Raw genomic sequence first — 18,271 nt, forward strand, 5'->3', positions numbered from 1 at the left:
CCGGCGGTACTACAGCGCGCCCTTGGTGGACGGGATCCCGGCCAGCCGACCGTCCGGCTCGACGGCGGCGCGCAGCGCCCGCGCGACCGCCTTGAACTCGGCCTCGGTGATGTGGTGCGGATCGCGCCCGCCGAGCACGCGCACGTGCAGCGCGAGGTGGCCGTGGAAAGCCAGCGACTCGAACACGTGCCGGTTGAGCACCGTCGGGTAGTGCCCACCGATGACGAAGCCCACCATCGACTCCGGCTCGCCGGTGTGCACGGTGTAGGGGCGGCCGGACACGTCGACGACGGCCTGGGCCAGCGACTCGTCCATGGGGATCAGGGCGTCGCCGAAGCGGCGGATGCCCTTCTTGCCGCCGAGCGCCTCGCGCAGGGCCTGGCCGAGCACGATCGCCACGTCCTCGACGGTGTGGTGCACGTCGATGTCGACGTCGCCCGAGGCGCGCACCGTCAGGTCGAACGCGCCGTGCTTACCCAACGCGTCGAGCATGTGGTCGTAGAACGGCACCCCGGTGGAGATGTCGGTGACCCCGGTCCCGTCGAGGTCGATCTCGACGAAGACCTTCGTCTCCTTCGTGATCCGCTCCACCCGGCCGACTCGTGTCACGCGCTCTGCTCCCTCTTCAGCTCACCCGGCACCAGGGACGCCGCGACGTCGAGGAACACGTCGTTCTCCTCCGGTGTACCCACGGTGACCCGGAGCCGTTCGGGGATGCCCACGTCCCTGATCAGCACGCCGCGGTCGAGGAACGCCCGCCACGCCCGCGCTGCATCCGTGAATCGGCCGAACAACACGAAGTTCGCGTCGCTGGGCACCACGTCGTAGCCCTGATCGGTCAATGCTGCCACGACGCGGGCGCGTTCGCTACGGAGTGTGGCGACCGACCCGAGGGTGGCGGCGGCGTGCCGCAGCGCCGCCCGCGCGGCGGCCTGGGTGAGCGACGAGAGGTGGTAGGGCAGCCGGACCAGCAGCAACGCGTCGACGACGGCGGGCGCGGCGGCGAGGTAGCCCAGGCGGCCGCCGGCGAACGCGAACGCCTTGCTCATCGTGCGGGACACGATCAGCTTGTGCGGGTGCTCGGCGAGCAGCGTGACCGCCGAGGGCCGGTCGGAGAACTCGGCGTAGGCCTCGTCGACCACGACGATGCCGGGGGCCGCGGCGACCAGCCGGGACAGCTCAACGGGCTCCAGCGACTGTCCGGTGGGATTGTTCGGGCTGGTCAGGAACAGCACGTCGGGCTTGCGCTCGGCCAGGAGCGCCACCGCCGCGTCGACGTCGATCGCGAAGTCGGCGCGCCGCGGCGCCGGGACCCACTCGGTGCGGGTGCCGCTGGCGATGATCGGGTGCATCGAGTACGACGGCTCGAACCCGAGCGCGGTGCGGCCGGGGCCGCCGAAGGCCTGCAGGATCTGCTGCAGCACCTCGTTGGACCCGTTGGCCGCCCACACGTTCTCCCTGGTCAGCGGGACGCCCGTGCTGCCGGCGAGGTACGCGGCGAGGTCCTCGCGCAGCGCGACGGCGTCGCGGTCCGGGTAGCGGTGCAGCTCCCCCGCGATCTCGTCGATCGCCTTGGTGAGGTCCGCCACCAGCTCGGGCGGCGGCGCGTACGGGTTCTCGTTGGTGTTCAGCCGCACCGCGACGTCGAGCTGCGGGGCGCCGTAGGGGCTCTTGCCGCGCAGGTCGTCGCGCAGGGGCAGCTGGTCGAGCGTGACGGAGTCGCCGATGGTCACCGGCCGAACCTCGCGGTGATCGCCTGCCCGTGCGCGGGCAGGTCCTCGGCGGTGGCGAGGGTGACCACCGCGTCGGCGACGTCGCGCAGCGCCTCCTCGGTGTACTCGACGACGTGCACGCCCCGCAGGAACGTCTGCACGGACAGTCCGCCGGAGTGGCGCGCGCAGCCGCCGGTGGGCAGGACGTGGTTGGAGCCGGCGCAGTAGTCGCCGAGCGACACCGGCGACCACGGCCCGACGAAGATCGCGCCGGCGTTGCGGACGCGGTGGGCGACGTCGCGGGCGTCGCGGGTCTGGATCTCCAGGTGCTCGGCGGCGTAGGCGTCGACGACCCGCACACCGTCGTCGATGTCCTCGACCAGCACCACGCCGGACTGCGGGCCGGTGAGCGCGATCTTGATCCGTTCGTGGTGCTTCGTGGCCGCGACCTGGCGCTCCAGCTCGGCCTCGACCGCGGCCAGCAGCTCTTCGGAGTCGGTGACCAGCACCGACGCGGCGTTCGGGTCGTGCTCGGCCTGGCTGATCAGGTCGGCGGCGACGTGGACCGGGTCGGCCGTGTCGTCGGCGAGCACCGCGATCTCGGTGGTGCCGGCCTCCGCGTCGATGCCGATCAGGCCGCGCAGCAACCGCTTCGCGGCGGTGACGTAGATGTTGCCCGGGCCGGTGACCATGTCCACCGGCTCCACGTCGCCGTCGCCGTACGCAGCGAGCGCGACGCCCTGCGCCCCGCCGACGGCCCACACCTCGTCCACGCCGAGCAGCGCAGCAGCGGCCAGCACGGTCGGGTGCGGCAGGCCGCCGTGCTCGGCCTGCGGCGGCGAGAGCAGCACCAACGACTCCACGCCCGCCGCCTGCGCGGGCACGACGTTCATGACGACGCTGGACGGGTAGACCGCCAGGCCGCCGGGCGCGTAGAGACCGACGCGGCGCACCGGCAGGTACCGCTCGGTGACAGTGCCACCGGGCACGACGCTGGTGGTCACGTCGCGGCGGACCTGGTCGGCGTGCACCTTCCGGGCCCGTTCGATCGAGATCTCCAGCGCCTCGCGGACCGCGGGGTCCAGCGCGGCGAGCGCGTCGGCGAGCGCCTGCGCGGGCACGCGCACCTGCTCGGGGCGGACCTTGTCGAACTTCTCGCACAGGTCCAGCGCCGCCGCGGCACCGCCGGTTCGGACGGCCTCGACGATGGGCCGCACCTGCTCCACCGCCGCGTCGACGTCCACCGCCGCACGAGGCAGAAGGCCTCGCAGCTCGGCGGTTCGAGGCAGTCCGGAGCGCAGGTCGAGACGGCGGAGCATGCCGCAAGGGTAGACGGCGGCAGCGCACCGACGTGCGCATATCCCGTGCGACGGCCCTCACCCCGACGCTGTTCGCCACGAACGGCCCTTTCGCCAGGAACGGTGCTGACGGAAGGGCCGTTCGTGGCGGAGCCGGAGTCCCGGCGCACCGCTACTGCAGGTTCGCTTCGAGGTCGAGCCCGATGTCCAGCGCCGTGACGGAGTGGGTGAGCCCACCCACCGCCAGGAAGTCGACCCCGGTCTCGGCGTAGGCACGGGCGACGTCGAGGGTGAGCCCGCCGGACGACTCCAGCTCGGTCGGCCGGTTCCCCCGCCGCCGCACCGCCTCAGCGGTGTCCTCGACGGTGAAGTTGTCCAGCAGCACCAGCTCGGCGTCCAGGGCGAGGACCTCGTCGAGCTGGTCCAGCGAGTCCACTTCCACCTCGCACGGCAGGTGCGGCGCCAGCTTGCGGGTGGCGGCCAGCGCGGCCGAGACCGACCCGGCCGCGGCCACGTGGTTGTCCTTGATCAGCACCGCGTCGCCGAGCCCGAGCCGGTGGTTGACCCCGCCACCGCAGCGCACCGCGTACTTCTCCAGCAGCCGCAGCCCGGGCAGCGTCTTGCGGGTGTCACGGATACGGGCGCCGGTGCCGGCGACGGCGTCGACCCACGCGGCCGTCGCCGTCGCCACTCCGGACAGGTGGCAGAGCAGGTTGAGCGCGGTCCGCTCGGCGGTCAGCAGGCCCCGCACGGGCGCGCGCACGACGAGCGCGGCATCGCCCGCGGCGAGTCGGTCGCCGTCGCGGCGCTGGGCGAGCACCTGGTAGCCGTCGGCGCCGAGGACCGTGTCGAGCACCTTCCGCGCCGCGGGCAGACCGGCGAGCACGCCCGGCGCGCGTGCGGCGAAGGTGCCCGTGGCGACGAGGTGGGCCGGCACGGTCGCGGCGGTCGTCGCGTCCGGGCCGTAGCGCAGGTCCTCGTCGAGCGCGGTGTCGACCACGCGCTGCAGGTCCTCGGGATCGGGCGGGGCGATCGCCTGTTCGTCCGTGGCTCCGGTGGCGGTGCTCATGCCGCCCCCACCGCGGACTCCTGCCGCACCACGGGCTGGTCGGCGTCGTTCAGGACGATCTCGATGCTGTGCGCCTGCCACACGTCGTCACGCTCCGGGAAGTCGGTTCGGATGTGGCTGCCGCGGCTCTCGGTGCGGGTCCCCGCGGCGGCGAGGACGGCCTGCGCGAGCAGCGTCAGCGCCGCGTCCTCGACGCCTGCCCGATCCAGCGGCACGCCGAGCTCGGTCGCGGCCTCGATCGCGTCGGACGCGGCGGCCAGGCCTGCGGCGTCGCGCCCGATGCCGGCGGCGTTGCTCATCGCCCGCTGCACGACGGACCGCGGTGCGGTCCGCATCGCCGGGCTCGGAGCGACGACCGGGGCGGGCGGGGGTAGCTGGGCGAGATCGGCGGCGACGGCGCGGGCCGCCCGGGTGCCCATCACGAGCCCCTCGAGGAGGCTGTTGGAGGCGAGCCGGTTGGCGCCGTGCAGCCCGGTGCGGGCGACCTCACCGGCCGCGTACAGGCCGGGGACGGCGGTGCGGCCGGCCAGGTCGGTGACCACGCCGCCGCACGCGTAGTGCGCCGCGGGCGTGACGGGGATGGGTTCGCGGGTCGGGTCGATGCCCGCCGCGCGGCACGCCGCGTGCACGGTCGGGAAGCGGGTGGCGAACCCGTCCAACCCGCGGGCGTCGAGGTAGACGCACTCGGCCCCGGTCTCGGCGAGCTTGCGGGTGATCGCCGCGGCGACGACGTCGCGCGGGGCGAGCTCGGCCAGCGGGTGGACGTCGGTCATGAACCGGCGTCCGGCGCGGTCGAGCAGCACCGCGCCCTCACCGCGGACGGCCTCGGTGACCAGCGGGCGGCGGCCGGTGGCCGGGCCGTCGTAGAGGACGGTCGGGTGGAACTGCACGAACTCCAGGTCGGCCGCGCTCGCGCCGGCGCGCAGGGCGAGCGCGATCCCGTCGCCGGTGGAGGTCTCCGGGTTCGTGGTGGACGCGTAGAGCTGGCCGTAACCGCCGCTGGCCAGCAGCACCGCGGGGGCGCGCAGGACACCGGGGCGGCCGTGGTCGTCGAGCACGGCGAGGCCCGCGACCGCGCCGCGCTCGTCGCGCAGCGCGTCGACGGCGACGTGCCCGGTGAGCAGCGGCAGGCCCGCGCCGACCGAGGTCGCCACGAGGGCGCGCTCGATCTCGGCGCCGGTCGCGTCGCCCCCGGCGTGCACGACGCGGAAGGCGGAGTGCCCGCCCTCGCGGGTGCGCTCCGGGCGACCGGTGGCGTCGGCGTCGAACGTCGCGCCACGGGCCCGCAGCGCCGCGACCGCGGCCGGTCCGTCAGCCAGGATCGACGCGACGGCGGCGGGATCGCACAGCCCGGCGCCCGCGGTGAGGGTGTCGGCGACGTGCGCGTCGACCGAGTCGCCCGGCACGTCACCGAGCACGACCGCGACGCCGCCCTGCGCCCAGCGCGTGGAGCCGGAGTCCGCGGCGTCCTTCGTCACGACGACGACGCGCAGGCCCAGCTCGGCGGCCTCCAGCGCCGCGGTGAGCCCCGCGACGCCGGAGCCGACGACGACGAGATCAGCTTCCGCCGACCATCCCGAGGCGGTCATCGCCCCTCCTCTCCGGCCGGACGGCCCGTCACTCCCCGCTCCCGGGCTGCCCGATCTCGATCATCCGCTGCACGGCCGCGCGCCCGCGGGCGGCGAGCTCGGGATCGACGTGCACCTCGTCGCGGCCCTCGCGCAGCGCGCGCAGCAGCTTCTCGGGAGTGATCATCTTCATGTAGCGGCAGGAGGCCCGCTCGTTGACGGCCCGGAACTCGATCTCCGGGGCGGCCCGGCGCAGCTGGTGGAGCATGCCCACCTCGGTGGCGACGAGCACCTGCTTGGCCTTGCTGGCACGCGCGGCGTCGACCATCCCGCCGGTGGACAGGATCTTCACCCGGTCCTCGGGCACCGCGCCCGAGCCGGCCAGGTAGAGCGCCGAGGTGGCGCACCCGCACTCGGGGTGCACGAACAGCTCGGCGTCGGGGTGCTCCTTGGCCTGCTGGGTGAGCGTCGCGCCGTTGATGCCGGCGTGCACGTGGCACTCCCCGGCCCAGACGTGCATGTTCTCCCGCTTCAGCGTGCGCCGCACGTGCGCGCCGAGGAACTGGTCGGGCAGGAACAGCACCTCGCGGTCGGCCGGGATCGAGGCCACCACGTCGATCGCGTTGGACGACGTGCAGCAGATGTCGGTCTCCGCCTTGATCGCCGCCGTCGTGTTCACGTAGGAGACGACGACCGCGCCGGGGTGCTCGGCCTTCCAGGCGCGCAGCTGGTCGACGGTGATCGAGTCGGCCAGCGAGCACCCGGCCGCGGCGTCCGGGATGAGGACGGTCTTGTCCGGGGCGAGGATCTTGGCAGTCTCGGCCATGAAGTGCACGCCGCAGAACACGATCGTCGACGCCGACGAGGCCGCGGCGATCCGGGAGAGGGCCAGCGAGTCGCCCGTGTGGTCGGCGACGTCCTGGATCTCCGGCAGCTGGTAGTTGTGCGCGAGCAGCACCGCGTCGCGCCGACGGGCCAGGTCGCGCACCTCCTCGGCCCACGCCTGCAGTCCTTCGGGGGCCGCTGTCATGACCGTCATCCCGTCCTCCTGTTTTCGACTATGAGTCGTAAACAGGCCGGATGCTATCAGTGCGACCCCGTCCGGCACACCCTTCTCGTGACCTGCACGACATCCGCCGTTCACCTGGTGCGCACACTAGGCTCGTCTGCGTGAGCACCACCGCCACCGACCACGAGGTCCTCGCGGCCGTGCTCGCCGTCCGCGACGGCACCCTCTCCACCCTCCTCTGGCAGCGGGCGCTGCCGCCCGACGCCGGGAAGTGGGCGCTGCCCGGCGGCCGGCTCGGCCCCGACGAGGACGTCGAGCAGTCCGTCCTGCGCCAGCTCGCGGAGAAGGTCGACGTCCGGGAGGTCACCCACGTCGAGCAGATCGCGGTGTTCTCCCGCCCCGACCGGGTGCCCGGCCCGCGGCGCATGATCGCAACCGCGTTCCTCGGGCTCGTCCCGTCGGACGTCGATCCCGCGATCCCCGCCGACACGGCGTGGCACCCCCTGTCCGACCTGCCGCCCACGGCGTTCGACCACGCCGCGATCGTCGAGGCGGCCCGCGAGCGGCTGCGCGCCAAGCTGTCGTACACCAACCTCGGGTTCGCGCTGGCCCCGCGCACGTTCACGATCTCGGCGCTGCGCGATCTCTACGTGGCGGCGCTCGGCCACCCGGTCTCGGCGACCAACCTGCAGCGCGTGCTGACCCGCCGCGCGGTGCTCGCTCCGACCGGCGAACTGGCCCCGCCCGGGCCGTCGGGCGGGCGGCCGGCGGCGCTGTTCCGGTTCGCCGAGCGGTCGCTGCGCGTCACCGACGCGTTCGCGGTGCTGCGCCCGCCCGGGGAGACGCGACCGGCGAAGGACTCCGGCGGGAACATGGAGAGCGACGAGCCGCGCGCCGCCGTACCGTAGTGCGGTGGCCGAGACCGTTCCGCTGTTCCCGCTGGGAACGGTGCTGTTGCCGGGGGCGCCGCTGCCGCTGCACATCTTCGAACCGCGCTACCGCCAGCTGACCGTCGACCTGATCACCGGCGCGGTGCCCGACAAGCAGTTCGGCGTGATCGCGGTGCGCGAGGGCTGCAGCCCCGACGACGTGCCGGACGCGCTGCACCCCGTCGGCTGCACCGCCGAGCTGCGGGAGGTGCGCAGGCTCCCGGACGGCCGCTACGACATCGTCACCCGTGGCGCGCGCCGCTTCCGGCTGCTCGACATCGACGCGACCAGCAAGCCGTACTTCATGGCCGCCGTCGAGTTCCTGCCCGACACCGAACCGGACGATCCCGACCACCTGCACGCGCTCGCCGCCTCCGCGCGGGACGCGCACCGGCGCTACTGCGCGACGGCGTGGCACAAGGACGACTGGGTGGAGCCGACCGACGACATCGACCCGGCCGTCCTCCCCCACCTGCTGGCCGCCGACTGCCTGCTGCCCATGTCCGACCGCCAGGCCCTGCTCGAGGAGGTCTCCCCCGCCGAGCGGCTGAAGATGGTGCGCCGGTTCCTCGTGCGCGAGACCGGGCTGCTGACGAAGCTGCGCGCGGTCCCCGCCCCGCTCACCGCGTACGGGGTGGAGCACGGGCACAACTGAGCTCGGACCCCGTCGGGTCTCGGTCGCCACGACGGCGAGTCGCGGTTTCCGCGACGGCGAGTCGTGGCTCTCACCGCAGTGAGTTGCCCATCCAGGCCGGTGAGTTGTCCCGCGCGGATCGGCGAGTTGCCCCTCGCAGCAGGCCGAGTTGTCCCGCGCGGATCGGCGAGTTGCCCCGCGCAGCAGGGTGAGTTGCCCCGCGCGGGTCGGCGAGTTGCCCCAGGCGGGTCAGCGAGGGTCACGGGTGAGCGTCGTGGCCCGTCCCGCTCGAGCGACTCACGGCCCCGGCCAGGAGAACTCGCCGGCCCCGTTGGGACAACTCGCCCTCCCCGTGCGGGGAATTCGCCCTGCCGCGCGGGGCAACTCGCCCTGCCGCGCGGGGCAACTCGCCCTGCCGCGCGGGGCAACTCGCGTCGCCGGAACCGCACCTCGGCGGCCCGTGCCGCGACCCGCCGTCACGCGAACCCCGACCCGCCGTCGTGAAACCGCGACTCGCGGGCTCAGGTCCAGCCGTACCTCTCCCGCAGGATCCTCGCCACCCGGTCGAACCGATCCCGCGGCAGCACGGCGCCCTCCCGGCGGATGCCGCGTTCGGCGACCTCCAGCACCCGGTCGAGCCGGACGAACGACTCCCGGCCCTGCCGGTCCCACGCACCGGTGCCGACCGAGACCCAGTCGCGGTCGTCAGCCCGGTCCCGCTGGCTCGACAGCATGAGGCCGAGCAGCGTCCCCGACCCGTCCCGCCCGACGACGAGGAGCGGGCGGTCCTTGCCACGCCCGTCGCCCTCCTCGTACGGCACCCACGCCCACACGATCTCGCCCGGATCGGCGGCGCCGTCGAGATCCGGCTGGTAGACGATCTGCCGGGCCCGCGCACGGGTCGGGGCGCTGCACACGCCTCCAGCGGCGGGCGCTCGGGACGACGACCGTGTCGACTGCGCCCACGCGCGAGCGGCGCGGGAGAGGAACGGGACGACGGTCCTGCGCAGGATGCCCGTCATCGTCGCACCGGGATCAGCGCAGCCACGTCACCGACCGGCGGTGCGGCACGTATCCCACCCGTTCGTAGACACCGAGCGCCCCTGTGGCGTTCTGACTGTCGACGGTGAGCACCGACGTGGCGAACCCGGCGGCTTGCGCCGACTGCAGCACGTGCGTCAGCAGCGCCCGGGCCAGGCCCCGGCCGCGCCACGCCGGCAGCGTGCCGACGGTCCCCACGTACAGTTCTCGCCCCGGCCCGGGCGACGGGTACTCGTAGCCGAGGACGTACGCGACGATCTCCCCGTCGGCGCAGGCCACTGCCGAGTGCGCCGGGCGGAACGCCGCCGCCCCGGTGCGCATGGCCCGCCACGTGTCGGCGCCGACGGCGGCCGAGCCCCAGTGATCGGCGAACGCCGCGTTGTGCGCGGCGCGCAGCGGCTCGTCCCAGCGGCCGTGGTCGTAGCCGGGACCGAGCGCGACGATCTCCACACCCGCCGGCGCCGGTGCCGGGGCGAGCGGGCGGGCGAGGTCGAGCCGCAGGTCCGACCACCACCGCGCGGGCCGCATGCCCGCCGCGGCGCAGACCGCGGCCGCCCCGGCGTCGCGCTCCGGGACTCGCACCATCAGCGCCGCGCCCGCGTCCCCGGCCCGTTCCAGCCCACGGCGCAGGAGCGAGGTGCCGATGCCGCGCCGCCGCCAGCGCGGGTGCACCACCCCGTGGCTCGCCACGACCGGCCCGACGCCCGCGGCGTCGGCCGGGGGCAGCGTGATCTGGTAGGCGACGAGCTCGTCCCCGTCGAGCACGGCGACCGAGTCGGCGGCTAGGTCGAGCGCCGGGTCGGCCAGGTCGTCCCGCAGGTCCTCCTCGGAGAACAGCTCGCCGGTGTCGTCGACCTCCTCCGCGGCCGCGAACAGCCGGGCCCACGCCGGCACGTCGTCGACGCGCAGCGGGCGCCAGGTCAACAGGGCCGTCGCGACCATGCGGGGCACGGTAGAGCCACCGCGTCACCGCAGCGACCGGAATTCGTCGTTCTCCAGCACGTGCACCGTCCCGGCGGGGACGTCGAACCACACACCCGTGAGTTCAGCGGGCACGCCCAGTTCGCGCAGCTGCTCCAGCTGCAGGGCCACGTTGACCATCGAGAGCGCGTCCACCTCGGACCGCCCGGCCCGCAGCGCCGCCCGCCCGACCGGGTGCCCCTCCCGCAGCGCGGCGAGGCTGCGCCGGGCGGGCTGGAGCCAGCGTTCGAGCGAGCTGTCCGGGGCCGCACCGGTCAGCAGCGCCTGCATCGCCCCGCAGCCGGAGTGCCCGCACACCGCGATCACCGGGACACCCAGCACGTCCACCGCGTACTCGACGGCCGCCCGCGCCCCGGTGTCCGTGACGAGGTTGCCGACGTTCTGCACGGTGAACAGGTCCCCCGACGCACCGGCGGTGATCACGTCCGGCACCGCGCGGGCGTCGGAGCAGCCCAACAGCAGGCCGGCCGGCTCCCGCACCCGCGGCGCGTGGTGGGCGTCGGTGGCCTGCCAGTGGCTCCACGTCGCGAACCGGCCCGCGACGGGCTCGGCGCGGTCCCCGGGCTCGCTGACCCGCACCCACGCCCCGGTGGCGCGGTGCCGGCGCACCCAGGCGTCGAGGTGGTCGTACGCAGCGTGGTCGAGGTAGTCCACGACGAGATCGACGTGCACGGGCACCCCGGGGGGAACTCGCGCGAGCACCCGCGCCAGCAGCGGCACGGACAGGAACGACAGCGTGCCGCCGACCACGACCCGGCGCGGCCCGTCCGGCGGCGTCTCCAGGCGCACCCGCGACCGTGCGGACCGGCGCAGCATGAGCACGCCCGCGGCCGCGAGGCCCGCCCCGACGCCGGCCAGCAGGTTCACCAGCAGCACCCCACCGAGCGTCACCAGGTAGACGGCCAGTTCGCTGTGCTGACGGGCGGTGCGCACGTCCTCGGGCCGGACGAGCTTCGCGCCGACCACGACCAGCAGCCCGGCGAGCGCGGCGAGCGGGACCAGCTCGATCACCGCCACCAGGGCGGCGGCGAACACCGCGACCCACACGCCGTGCAGCACCGTGGCCGCCCGGGTGCGGGCACCGGCGGCGACGTTGGCCGCGCTGCGGACGATCACCCCGGTGACCGGTAGCCCGCCGAGCAGCCCGGACACGGCGTTGGCGGCGCCCTGCCCGACCAGCTCGCGGTCCACGTCCGTGCGCAGGCGGGGCTGCATCCGATCCACCGCGACAGCCGACAGCAGGCTCTCGGCGCTCGCGATCAGCGCCACCGTCAGCACGGCCCCGGCGACGCCCGCCCAGTCACCTCGCGGCAGCAGCGGCGGGGTGATCGACTCCAGCATCCCGCCCGGCAGGTCGACGCGCTCGAGGGCGGGGAAGAACCCACCGACGGCCGTCGCGAGCACGACCGCGACCAGCGGGGCGGGCACCGCGCGCGGCAGCCCGAGCAGCGGCCAGGCGACGACCACGACGATCGTGAGCAGCCCGATGGCCGCCGCCCCGGTCACGTGCGCCACCACCTGCGCCGGCAGCGCCAGCAGGTTCTCGACGACCCCGGCGCGCGGACTGCCGCCGAGCACGACGTGCAGCTGCGCCAGCGCGATCGTGATGCCGATGCCGGCGAGCATCCCGTGCACGACGGCTGGCGGCACGGCCTGGGCGAACCGGCCCACGCGGGTGACGCCGAACAGGATCTGCAGCAGCCCGGCGCCGACCGTGATCGCGCAGGTCACGCCCCACCCGAAGCGGGTGACCAGCTCCGCGACGACCACCGCCAGGCCGGCCGCCGGCCCGCTGACCTGCAGCGGGGAGCCGCCGAGGGCGCCGGCCACCACGCCGCCGACGGCCGCGGCGATCAGGCCGGCCATGATCGGCGCGCCGGAGGCCAGCGCGATGCCGAGCGACAGCGGCACGGCGACGAGGAAGACGACGAGCGACGCGCCGAGATCGGCGGCCAGATCGGCGCGCAGGGTGGTCCAGGGGGGTCGGCGGCGCGGCGCGCGGGCGGCGGTCTGCGGCGGGACCGCGGGCGGGTCGGTCGTCAAGATCACAATGCTCCGAACGGTTCCACACCGTTCGTCCGTTCCGTCCGCTTCGGCGGTTCTACCCGATCGAGTGGGGGCCGACCCGACCTCCTGGCAAGATCCACACACCGGTGCGTCCACCCTCGGTCACCGTCACCTGCCTGTATAGGCTCCGGTCATGTCCGCTGCCGAGGTCGCGAACGCCCATCCGGCGCTGTCGCGCCGGCGCGGGCTCGGTGCCACCAGCGCGCGGTCGCTGCTGCTGACCGTCCTCGGCGAATTCGTGCTTCCCCACGGCGAACCGGTGTGGACCCAGGTGCTGCTCGACGTGCTCGGCGGGCTGGGGGTGGAGTCGAAGTCCGCGCGTCAGGCGCTGGCCCGCACCGCCGCCGAGGGCCTGTTGGTGTCCGACCGGTCCGGCCGGCGAGTGCGCTGGTCGCTGTCGGACCAGGGCAGGCGGCTGCTCTCCGACGGTGCCGCCCGCATCTACGGGTTCAGCGCTCCCGCCCGCCCGTGGGACGGCCGGTGGCTGGTGCTGCTGGTCAGCGTCCCGGAGTCGCGCCGGCAGCTGCGGCACCGGCTGCGCACGCGGCTGGCGTGGGCCGGCCTCGGCTCCCCCGCGCCCGGCGTGTGGCTCACCCCCGACCCGAGCAAGCAGCCGGAGGTCGCGGAGGTCATCTCCGACCTCGGCCTGTCCGGGGTCGCCTCCTCGTTCGTCGGCGAGTTCGGCGACATCGGAAACCCGCAGCAGGTGGTGGAGCAGGCGTGGGACCTCGCCGAGGTGGAGAAGGCCTACGTGGCGTTCCTCGAGGAGTTCCAGGACGCGGAGCCCACCGGGCCCGCCGACACCCTCACCCACCAGATCCACCTGGTGCACGCGTGGCGGCGGTTCCCGTTCCTGGACCCGAAGCTGCCCGGCGAGCTGCTGCCCGATGAGTGGGTGGGCGCGCGCGCCGCGGAGCTGTTCGACCGGCTGCACCAGCGCTGGGAGAGCGCAGCCCAGCAGCAGTGGCAGCGCATGGTCGCCTCGTCGTGATCCGCGCCGTGCTCTCCCCCGCGCTCCCTTCGTGGAGAACGCCGTCGCCGTGATCGCGAGGCGTCTCGACCACCAGCAGCGTCGTTCCCGACGCGGCCCCACCACCCCGACTCCCCGGAGCGCACGTGACCGGTAGCCGGACCACCAGCCCGCGGGCGGCGGTCGTCGTCTCCTGCATCGCGCTGTTCACCGACATGCTCGTCTACGGCATCGCCATCCCGGTGCTGCCGCTGCTGCCCACGACCGTCGCGGCCGGGCCCGCCGCGACCGGCTTCCTGTTCGCCGCCTACGCACTGGCCACGCTCGCCGTCACCCCGCTCGCCGGCCGACTGGTCGACCGGACCGGCCCGCGCCGCCCCCTCCTCTACGGGATGCTCGGGCTGGCCGCCGCCACCCTGCTGTTCGCGTTCGCCGAGACGTTCGCGCTGCTGCTGGTCGCGCGGGCGCTGCAGGGCGTGGCCGCGGGCTTCTCCTGGGTCGCCGGCCTCGCCCTCATCGCGGCGAGCACCCCGATGGCCACCCGGGGCCGGTCGATGGGCATCGCGATGAGCATGGTGTCGATCGGCGTCCTCGTGGGCCCACCGCTGGGCGGGGTGCTGGTGGAGGCGTTCGGCCCACGGGCCCCGTTCCTCGTCGCCGCTGCGTTCGCCATCGCCGACGGGATCGCCCGCTGGGTGCTGGTCCGCACGGACCCGCCGGCCGCCGACGACGCCGCCGGCCCGCTCGCCGTCCTGCGCGTGCCGGGCACGTGGAGCGTGCTGGCGGCCGTGCTCATCGGGGCCGGCACGCTGGCCGCGATCGAACCCGTGCTGCCGCTGCACCTGCAGCTGGTCCACGACGTCGGTCCGCTCGGCATCGGCGTGCTGTTCGGCGTGCTGGTCCTGACCGGGGCGGTGGCCAACCCGTTCGCCGGGGCGCTCGTCACCCGCGTCGACGCCCGCCTGCTCATCGGCGCGGGCGGTGCGTTCGCGGCGGTCGCGCTGGCCGCGCTCGGCCTGCCCGCGCCGCTGTGGGTGGTCGTCGCGGCGCTGGTCGCCCTCGGCATCGCGAACGCGCTGCTGCTCGCGCCGGCCACCACGCTCATCGGCCACCAGGGCGAGCGGGCCGTGCCGCCGGCGCTCGGCGGCTCCTACGCCGTGTTCAACGCCGCCTACGCCGGCGGCATGACGGTCGGCCCGCTCGTCGGCGGGACCGCGACCGGAGCCGCCGGGTTCGCGGCGGCCGCGGTCGCGTTGGCGGTGCTCACCGCAGCGGCCACCGCCGCCGCGCTCCCCCGCATGCCGACGGGCACCTGATCAGCTGGCCACCGCGATCCCCGGGATGCTCTTCAGCTCGCCGAGCAGCGCCGACGAGACCTTGACCGAGAACTTCTCGTCGACGGCCAGCGCCGTCTCCCGGTTCTTGTAGCAGAGCACCAGCTGCAGCGGCGTGTCGCCGCGGTGCGCGGTGAGCGCCGACTTCAGTTCCGCCACGACGGCCTCGTCGATGCGGGTGGCGTCGGCCTTGAGCACGAGCGGCGGCTCGGCGCCCGGGTTGTTCTGCGCCGCGGAGATGTCGAGCGTGATGATCCCGGACGCGAACACCGACATCCGCTCGTCGCGCCAGTTCACCCGGCCCTTCACGGCGACCGCCGAGTCGGGCACGAGCTCCTCGTACATCATCGCGTACGCCTTGGGGAAGAACAGCACCTCGATCGAGGCGTCGAGGTCCTCGATCGTGACGATCGCCCAGGGCTCGCCCTTCTTGTTCACCCGCCGGTCGACCGACGAGATCATGCCCGCGACGACGATCTCGCCCTCCTTCTGCTGCTCGTCGATGAGCTGGGCGATCGACTTCGGGGCGTGCTTGCGCAGGATCTTCTCGGCGCCGTCGAGCGGGTGCGCGGAGACGTAGAGGCCGAGCATCTCGCGCTCGAACGCGAGCTTCTGCTTCATCGGCCACTCCTCGGTGCCGATCTTGATGCCGGCGAGCGGGGAGTGCTCCGGCGCGGCCGGCTCGTCGTCGACGGCACCGAACAGGTCGTACTGGCCCTCAGCCTCCTTGCGCTTGATGCCGGTGATCGCGTCGACGGCCTCCTCGTGGATCTCCATCAGCGCCCGGCGGGGGTGGCCGAAGGAGTCGAAGGCGCCCGCCTTGATCAGCGATTCGATGATGCGCTTGTTGCAGCAGACCAGGTCGATCTTCTCGAGGAAGTCGGTGAACGACGTGAACCGGCCCTTCGCCTCGCGCGTGGCGATGATGGACTCGACGACGTTCGCGCCGACGTTGCGGATCGCGCCCAGGCCGAAGCGGATGTCCTTGCCGACGGCGCGGAACCACTGGTCGGAGTCGTTGACGTCGGGCGGCAGCACCCGGATGCCCATGCGGCGGCATTCGGCCAGGTAGACCGCCGACTTGTCCTTGTTGTCCCCGATCGAGGTCAGCTGGGCGGCCATGAACTCGGTCGGGTAGTTCGCCTTGAGGTAGGCCGTCCAGTAGGAGACGAGCCCGTACCCGGCGGTGTGGGACTTGTTGAACGCGTACCCGGAGAAGGGCAGCATCACGTCCCACAGCGTCTGGCAGGCCTCCTCGGAGAAGCCCTTGCTGAGCATCCCCGCCTTGAAGTTCTCGAACTCCTTCTCGATGATCTCCTTCTTCTTCTTGCCCATCGCGCGGCGCAGCAGGTCGGCCTGGCCGAGCGTGTAGCCCGCCAGCTGCTGCGCGATCGCCATGACCTGCTCCTGGTAGACGAGCAGGTGGTAGGTCTCACCGAGGATCGGCTCGAGCGCCTCCTCGAGCTCGGGGTGGATCGGGGTGCACTTCTGCCGACCGTTCGAGCGCTCGGCGTAGTCCATGTGCGCGTTCGCCGCCATCGGGCCCGGTCGGTACAGCGCCAGCGCAGCGGCGATGTCACCGAAGTGGCTGGGCTCCATGGCCTTGAGCAGCGTGCGCATGCCCGCGCCGTCGAGCTGGAAGACGCCCAGCGTGTCGCCGCGGGAGAGCAGCTCGTAGGTCTTCTTGTCGTCGAGCGGCAGGGTGGCCGTGTCGATCTCGATGCCGTGGTTGGCCTTGACCGCCTTGATCGTGTCGTCGACGACGGTCAGCGTGCGCAGGCCCAGGAAGTCCATCTTGAGGAGGCCGACCTCCTCGCACGACGGGTAGTCCCAGCCGGTGATGATCGCGCCGTCCTCGCGCTTCCACAGCGGGATGACGTCGAGCAGCGGTTCCGACGACAGGATCACCGCGCAGGCGTGCACGCCGGCGTTGCGGATCAGGCCCTCCAGCCCGCGCGCGGTGTCCATGATCCGCGCGACCTCGGGATCGGACTCGGTCAGCGCCCGGACCTCGGCCGCCTCCGCGTACCGCTCGTGGCTCGGGTCGAAGATGCCCGAGAGCGGGATGTCCTTGGCCATGATCGGCGGCGGCAGCGTCTTCGAGATCCGGTCGGCGATCGCGAAGCCGGGCTGGCCGTGCAGGACGCGCGCAGCGTCCTTGATCGCGGCCTTCGTCTTGATGGTGCCGAACGTGATGACCTGGGCGACGTTCTCCTCGCCCCACTTGTCGATCGTGTAGCGCAGGACCTCCCCGCGCCGACGCTCGTCGAAGTCGAGGTCGATGTCGGGTGGGCTGACGCGCTCGGGGTTGAGGAACCGCTCGAACAGCAGGCTGTGCTCGATCGGATCGAGGTCGGTGATCTGCAGGATGTACGCCAGCAGCGACCCGGTGGCCGAGCCACGGCCGGGGCCGACGGCGATCTTCTGCGACTTCGCCCACCGCACCAGGTCACCGACGACCAGGAAGTAGCCGGGGAAGCCCATCTTCGCGATGACCGCGAGCTCGTGCTCGATGCGGTCGCGGTACTCCTGGGTGAGCCCGTTCGGGAACCGGTACGGGATGTACTTCTCGACCTCGGCCCGCAGCAGGTCGTTCTCGGTCTGGCCGGGCTCGAGCGGGAACCGCGGCATCCGGTCGACCTCGGCGAACACCTCGTCGTAGGGCTCGACCATCTCCGCGACGAGGAGGGTGTTGTCGGCGGCCCCGGGCACCGCGGTGTCCCAGTACTCCCGCATCTCCTCGGGGCTCTTGAGGTAGTAGCCGTCGCCGTCGAACTTGAACCGGTTCGGGTCGTCGAGGGTCTTGCCGGACTGCACGCACAGCAGGGCCGCGTGCGTGTCGGCCTGGTCCTTCGTGACGTAGTGCGAGTCGTTGGTGGCCAGCGGCTTGAGGTCGAGCTTGCGGGCGATCTCCAGCAGCCCGTCGCGGACGCTGCGCTCGATGGACAACCCGTGGTCCATCAGCTCCAGGAAGAAGTTCTCCGGACCGAAGATGTCGCGGTAGTCGGCCGCCGCCTTCAGGGCCTCCTCCGGCTGACCCAGTCGCAGCCGGGTCTGCACCTCGCCGGACGGGCACCCGGTGGTGGCGATGATCCCCTCGGCGTACTGCGCGATCAGCTCGCGGTCCATGCGCGGCTTGCGGTAGTAGCCCTCGAACGAGGCCAGGCTGGAGAGCTTGAACAGGTTGCGCAGCCCGCGCGCGTTGCGCGCGACCATCGTCATGTGGGTGTAGGCGCCGCCGCCGGAGACGTCGCCGCCCTCACCGAACTCGTCGGTGCCGCGCTGGTTGGACTGCCCCCAGAACACGGGCTTCTTGTGGTGGCGAGACAGCGGCGCGAGGTAGGCCTCGATGCCGATGATCGGCTTGGCGCTGCTCTTCCGGGAGCGCCGGAAGAACTCCGCAGAGCCGTACATGTTGCCGTGGTCGGTCATCGCCACCGCAGGCATACCGAGCCGCTCGACCTCGTCGAACAGCGCGTTGACCTTCGCCGCGCCGTCGAGCATCGAGTACTCGGTGTGCACGTGCAGGTGGACGAAGGAATCCGCCACGTCGCCCCCAAACTGGTCGAGCTTCGAACAACCGTTCTACTCCGGCGCACCGACGTTCGCCACGCCCGCGGCCCGCAGGGGCCAACGAGCGCGGGGCGCCGATGGTTGTC

The 18,271-nt window shown here is 73.4% G+C and carries 14 protein-coding genes; 4 read left to right on the top strand and 10 right to left on the bottom strand.

Translation table 11 applies throughout. The features are described from left to right. Positions 1-9 precede the first annotated feature (9 nt). The 6 genes from hisB to nadA all read right to left on the bottom strand — a co-directional run bounded on the left by hisB (position 10) and on the right by nadA (position 6,686). The gene (gene hisB / locus BUE41_RS17205) at positions 10-609 is read right to left on the bottom strand and encodes an imidazoleglycerol-phosphate dehydratase HisB (RefSeq protein ID WP_073458146.1); all 600 of its coding nucleotides are present in this window, start codon (positions 607-609) and stop codon (positions 10-12) included. Then, the gene (locus BUE41_RS32010; protein ID WP_073458147.1) at positions 606-1,733 is read right to left on the bottom strand and encodes a histidinol-phosphate transaminase; all 1,128 of its coding nucleotides are present in this window, start codon (positions 1,731-1,733) and stop codon (positions 606-608) included. Before BUE41_RS32010 ends, hisB begins: the two co-directional genes overlap by 4 nt. Beyond that, entirely contained in the window at positions 1,730-3,031 is a 1,302-nt protein-coding gene (gene hisD / locus BUE41_RS32015) for a histidinol dehydrogenase (protein ID WP_073458148.1), read from the bottom strand. The genes BUE41_RS32010 and hisD overlap by 4 nt, the downstream gene beginning before the upstream one ends. 151 nt (positions 3,032-3,182) lie before the next feature. Next, entirely contained in the window at positions 3,183-4,079 is an 897-nt protein-coding gene (nadC, locus tag BUE41_RS17220) for a carboxylating nicotinate-nucleotide diphosphorylase (RefSeq protein ID WP_073458149.1), read from the bottom strand. Continuing rightward, positions 4,076-5,668 (bottom strand): L-aspartate oxidase, encoded by a 1,593-nt coding sequence (locus tag BUE41_RS17225; RefSeq protein WP_073458150.1) that lies wholly within the window; start codon positions 5,666-5,668, stop codon positions 4,076-4,078. The genes nadC and BUE41_RS17225 overlap by 4 nt, the downstream gene beginning before the upstream one ends. A gap of 28 nt (positions 5,669-5,696) precedes the next feature. After that, entirely contained in the window at positions 5,697-6,686 is a 990-nt protein-coding gene (nadA, locus tag BUE41_RS17230) for a quinolinate synthase NadA (protein WP_073458151.1), read from the bottom strand. Between the two features lie 131 nt (positions 6,687-6,817). Between nadA and BUE41_RS17235 the strand changes: the two genes are divergently transcribed. Beyond that, positions 6,818-7,564, top strand: coding sequence for an NUDIX hydrolase (locus BUE41_RS17235; protein WP_073458152.1), 747 nt, complete (start codon positions 6,818-6,820; stop codon positions 7,562-7,564). Positions 7,565-7,568: 4 nt separating this feature from the next. Then, complete coding sequence (locus tag BUE41_RS17240) at positions 7,569-8,240, top strand: LON peptidase substrate-binding domain-containing protein (RefSeq protein ID WP_073458153.1); 672 nt, start codon at positions 7,569-7,571, stop codon at positions 8,238-8,240. Between the two features lie 500 nt (positions 8,241-8,740). Here the strand turns inward: BUE41_RS17240 and BUE41_RS17245 are convergent, their stop codons facing one another. Genes BUE41_RS17245 through BUE41_RS17255 form a run of 3 tightly spaced genes read right to left on the bottom strand, consistent with a single transcriptional unit; the run spans position 8,741 to position 12,284 of the window. Further along, positions 8,741-9,241, bottom strand: a complete 501-nt coding sequence (locus BUE41_RS17245; RefSeq protein ID WP_073458154.1) for a type II toxin-antitoxin system PemK/MazF family toxin — start codon at positions 9,239-9,241, stop codon at positions 8,741-8,743. Positions 9,242-9,254: 13 nt separating this feature from the next. Continuing rightward, entirely contained in the window at positions 9,255-10,202 is a 948-nt protein-coding gene (locus tag BUE41_RS17250) for a GNAT family N-acetyltransferase (RefSeq protein ID WP_073458155.1), read from the bottom strand. A 24-nt stretch (positions 10,203-10,226) separates the two neighbouring features. Continuing rightward, positions 10,227-12,284 carry a SulP family inorganic anion transporter gene (locus BUE41_RS17255; RefSeq protein WP_234997348.1) on the bottom strand — a complete coding sequence of 686 codons (2,058 nt, stop codon included), beginning with the start codon at positions 12,282-12,284 and terminating at the stop codon, positions 10,227-10,229. A 157-nt stretch (positions 12,285-12,441) separates the two neighbouring features. On the opposite strand from BUE41_RS17255, the gene BUE41_RS17260 reads away from it, so the two are divergent. Next, positions 12,442-13,299, top strand: a complete 858-nt coding sequence (locus BUE41_RS17260) for a PaaX family transcriptional regulator (protein WP_073458156.1) — start codon at positions 12,442-12,444, stop codon at positions 13,297-13,299. A gap of 125 nt (positions 13,300-13,424) precedes the next feature. Further along, positions 13,425-14,594 (top strand): MFS transporter, encoded by a 1,170-nt coding sequence (locus BUE41_RS17265; protein WP_073458157.1) that lies wholly within the window; start codon positions 13,425-13,427, stop codon positions 14,592-14,594. On the opposite strand, the gene dnaE is transcribed toward BUE41_RS17265, so the two are convergent. Beyond that, positions 14,595-18,161, bottom strand: coding sequence for a DNA polymerase III subunit alpha (gene dnaE, locus BUE41_RS17270; RefSeq protein ID WP_073458158.1), 3,567 nt, complete (start codon positions 18,159-18,161; stop codon positions 14,595-14,597). It abuts the gene before it with no gap. Between the last annotated feature and the right edge of the window lie 110 nt (positions 18,162-18,271).

The organism is Pseudonocardia thermophila (genome assembly GCF_900142365.1).
GTDB classification, from domain to species: Bacteria; Actinomycetota; Actinomycetes; order Mycobacteriales; family Pseudonocardiaceae; genus Pseudonocardia; species Pseudonocardia thermophila.

Coding starts and splice junctions, on each gene's coding strand:
- nadC (WP_073458149.1), bottom strand. CDS start 4,079: ATGAGCACCGCCACCGGAGCCACGGACGAACAGGCGATCGCCCCGCCC.
- hisD (WP_073458148.1), bottom strand. CDS start 3,031: ATGCTCCGCCGTCTCGACCTGCGCTCCGGACTGCCTCGAACCGCCGAG.
- BUE41_RS17225 (WP_073458150.1), bottom strand. CDS start 5,668: ATGACCGCCTCGGGATGGTCGGCGGAAGCTGATCTCGTCGTCGTCGGC.
- BUE41_RS17260 (WP_073458156.1), top strand. CDS start 12,442: ATGTCCGCTGCCGAGGTCGCGAACGCCCATCCGGCGCTGTCGCGCCGG.
- nadA (WP_073458151.1), bottom strand. CDS start 6,686: ATGACGGTCATGACAGCGGCCCCCGAAGGACTGCAGGCGTGGGCCGAG.
- BUE41_RS17245 (WP_073458154.1), bottom strand. CDS start 9,241: ATGACGGGCATCCTGCGCAGGACCGTCGTCCCGTTCCTCTCCCGCGCC.
- BUE41_RS17250 (WP_073458155.1), bottom strand. CDS start 10,202: ATGGTCGCGACGGCCCTGTTGACCTGGCGCCCGCTGCGCGTCGACGAC.